Raw genomic sequence first — 3,577 nt, forward strand, 5'->3', positions numbered from 1 at the left:
AGCCGCTGTCAGAGCGGAACCCTAAGTGGCCGTTACCGCAGCAATGGATATGTACTCATTCCAACCCAACGAAATGGTCGACCAAAAGGCCGCCTTCGCGAGCAAGCCCGCTCCCACAGGTTGATCGCGGGGTGTCAGGTAGACAGGGGTCGGCTGTCAGGCCGCCATCGCCGGCAAACCAGCTCCCACACCAAGGGCCCTAGCCACGCATTTGTACTCAATCAAGAAGCCAACCATGCAAACGTCTAAATTCCGCAAAATCGGCATTCTGGCTTCAGTGGCCGTCGCAATCGGCCTGGCCATCTACACCGTAAACGCCCCCGCCGACGCCCCCCAATACCTCACCGCCACCGCCGAACGCGGCGATATCGAAAACGCGGTATTGGCCACCGGCCTGCTGGAGGGCGTCAAACAAGTCGACGTCGGCGCCCAAGTCTCCGGCCAGCTCAAGTCGCTGAAAGTCAAAGTCGGCGACAAGGTAAAGAAGGGCCAATGGCTGGCCGAAATCGACCCGTTGATCCTGCAGAACACCCTGCGCAAAGCCCAGGTCGATGAAGAAAACCTCCAGGCCCAACGCCGCGCGACCGCCGCGCAGCTCAAGCAGGCCAAGTCCGTGTATGAGCGCTACAAAGGCTTGCAGGCCGATGAGTCGGTGTCACGCCAGGATTTCGAAGACGCCGAATCGACCTACCAGGTACAACAGGCCAACCTGCTGTCCCTGGACGCACAGATCAAAAGCGCGCACATCCAGATCGACACCGCCAAGGTCAACCTGGCCTACACCCGCATCAACGCGCCCATCGACGGCGATGTGGTGGGCATCGTCACCCAGGAAGGCCAGACCGTGATTGCCAGCCAGTTGGCGCCCGTGCTGCTCAAGCTGGCAGACCTGGACACCATGACCGTCAAGGCCCAAGTGTCGGAAGCGGATGTGATTCATATCAGCCCCGGCCAGCAGGTGTACTTCACCATTCTCGGCGAGGCGGACAAGCGCTATTACGCCAAGCTGCGCGGCACTGAGCCGGCGCCGCAGAACTTCCTTGAAACCCAGACCGCCGGCACGCCGAAGCAAAACACCGCGGTGTTCTACAACGCGTTGTTCGACGTGCCCAACCCCGACCACCGCCTGCGCATTGCCATGACCGCCCAGGTGCGCATCGTGCTCGACACCGCCGAGGCCGCGCTGATGGTGCCCGTGGCGGCGCTGGGTGTGCGCAATGCCGATGGCCGCTACGAAGTGCGGGTGCTGGATGCCAAGGGAAAGGCGGTGGCCCGCACGGTGAAGACCGGTATCAACAACAACGTCAAAGTGCAGATCCTTGATGGCCTGGCCGAGGGCGACACCGTGGTGATCGGCGACGCCACGCCTGCCGTGGCGGGGAGTTGAGTCATGAGCCAGCCTCTGTTGGAACTCAACGGCATCACTCGCAGCTTCATGGCCGGCGAGCGTGAATTCATCGCGCTCAAGGGCATCGACCTGAGCATCCATGCCGGGGAAATGCTGGCGATCATCGGCGCCTCCGGTTCGGGTAAATCGACCCTGATGAACATCCTCGGTGGCCTGGATTACGCCACCGCCGGCAGCTACAAGATCAATGGCATCGAAACCCGCTCCCTGGGCGATGAGCAACTGGCGGAGCTGCGGCGTGATTACTTCGGGTTTATCTTCCAGCGTTACCATTTGCTCGCGCACCTGAGCGCTTTGCACAATGTGGAAATGCCGGCGATCTACGCGGGCACCCCGCAAAGCCAGCGCCATAGCCGCGCCGGGGAATTGCTGGCACGCCTGGGCTTGTCGGGCCATACCAGCCATCGGCCCAGCCAGCTGTCTGGCGGGCAACAGCAGCGAGTGAGTATTGCGCGGGCCTTGATGAACGGCGGTGAAGTGATCCTGGCTGACGAACCCACCGGCGCCCTCGACACCCACAGCGGCAAGGAGGTGATGCGCATCCTCGCCGAGCTGCATGCGGCGGGGCACACCGTGATTATCGTCACCCACGACCCCAAGGTCGCGGCGAACGCCCAGCGCATTGTCGAGGTGTGTGATGGCGAGATCATCAGCGACAAGGCCAACGACAGCGTCGGCCTGGAGTTGCCCGCCGAGGCGCCGGTCGAGCCCCGCCGCAGCGGTGCGCGGCGCCTGGTGGCGAGCCTGGGGTTGTTCAAGGAAGCGTTCAACATGGCGTGGGTGGCGCTGATCTCCCACCGCATGCGCACCTTGCTGACCATGCTCGGCATTGTCATCGGCATCACTTCGGTGGTGTCGATCTCGGCCATCGGCGAAGGCGCCAAGCGCTATGTGCTCAAGGACATCCAGGCCATCGGCAGCAACACCATCGATATCTTTTCCGGCACCAGTTTTGGCGACAGCCGCGCCTCGGCCATCGAGACCTTGATGCCCTCGGATGTGGAGGCGCTGAACCAGCTGTATTACGTGGACAGCGCCACGCCGGTGGTGGGGCGCAACCTGTTGTTGCGCTACGGCAATATCGACCTGGACGCCCAGGTCAATGGCGTCAGTGATCGCTACTTCAAGGTCAAGGGCCTCAAGCTTGAAGCCGGCATTGCCTTCAGCGAAAGCGATGCACGGCGCCAGGCCCAGGTGGTGGTGATCGACCACAATACCCGCCAGCGCCTGTTCGGGCCGAACATCGACCCGCTGGGCCAGGTGATCCTGATAGGCAACCTGCCGTGCACGGTGATCGGGGTGACGGCGGACAATAAAAACATGTTCGCCGCCAGCAAGGCCCTGAACGTGTGGGTGCCGTACGAAACCGCGGCGGGGCGTCTGCTGGGCCAGCGTCATCTGGACAGCATCACCGTGCGCATCAAGGACGGCCAGCCGAGCAAGGTGGTGGAAGACAACGTCAATAAGCTCATGCTGCAACGCCACGGCACCAAGGATTTTTTCACCAACAACCTCGACAGCATCATGCAGACGGTACAGAAAACCAGCCGCTCCCTGGCGCTGCTGCTGTCATTGATTGCGGTGATTTCTTTGCTGGTGGGCGGTATTGGCGTGATGAACATCATGCTGGTGTCGGTCACCGAGCGCACCCGTGAAATCGGGATTCGCATGGCCGTGGGGGCGCGGCAATCGGATATCCGCCAGCAGTTTCTGGTGGAGGCGGTGATGGTGTGCCTGATCGGCGGGATCATCGGGATCTCGCTGTCCTACGCCATCGGCTACCTGTTTTCGCTGTTTGTGAAGGAGTGGGAAATGGTGTTTTCGGTGGGCTCGATCGTTACCGCGTTTGCCTGTTCGACGTTGATCGGCATTGTGTTCGGTTTTGTACCGGCGCGGAATGCGGCGCGGTTGGACCCGATAGAGGCATTGGCAAGGGACTGATCTGTGGGAGCTTGCTCCCGTGACGGCCTGACAGCCGACGCCTATCTCCCTGGCGCCCCAGGATCCAAATGTGGGAGCTGGCTTGCCTGCGATGGCGGCCTGACAGGCGACACAGTTGGATTGTGTGCATATCTATTGCTGCGGTAACGGCTACTTAGGGTTCCGCCCTGACGGCGGCTCACTTTTGAAAAGAGCCCAAAAGTAAGCAAAAGGCTCTTGCCCCACCAC

Annotated in this window: 2 protein-coding genes; both read left to right on the forward strand. The window is 61.6% G+C overall.

Annotated features, from left to right (window positions below):
• Positions 1-235 precede the first annotated feature (235 nt).
• Positions 236-1,387, forward strand: coding sequence for a macrolide transporter subunit MacA (macA, locus tag QK296_RS28860; RefSeq protein ID WP_056784316.1), 1,152 nt, complete (start codon positions 236-238; stop codon positions 1,385-1,387).
• A gap of 3 nt (positions 1,388-1,390) precedes the next feature.
• Complete coding sequence (locus QK296_RS28865; RefSeq protein ID WP_169855258.1) at positions 1,391-3,349, forward strand: MacB family efflux pump subunit; 1,959 nt, start codon at positions 1,391-1,393, stop codon at positions 3,347-3,349.
• Positions 3,350-3,577 lie beyond the last annotated feature (228 nt).

The sequence above is a fragment of the Pseudomonas sp. AL10 genome, assembly GCF_029960685.1.
Classification (GTDB): Bacteria; Pseudomonadota; Gammaproteobacteria; order Pseudomonadales; family Pseudomonadaceae; genus Aquipseudomonas; species Aquipseudomonas lactis.

Coding starts and splice junctions, on each gene's coding strand:
- macA (WP_056784316.1), top strand. CDS start 236: ATGCAAACGTCTAAATTCCGCAAAATCGGCATTCTGGCTTCAGTGGCC.
- QK296_RS28865 (WP_169855258.1), top strand. CDS start 1,391: ATGAGCCAGCCTCTGTTGGAACTCAACGGCATCACTCGCAGCTTCATG.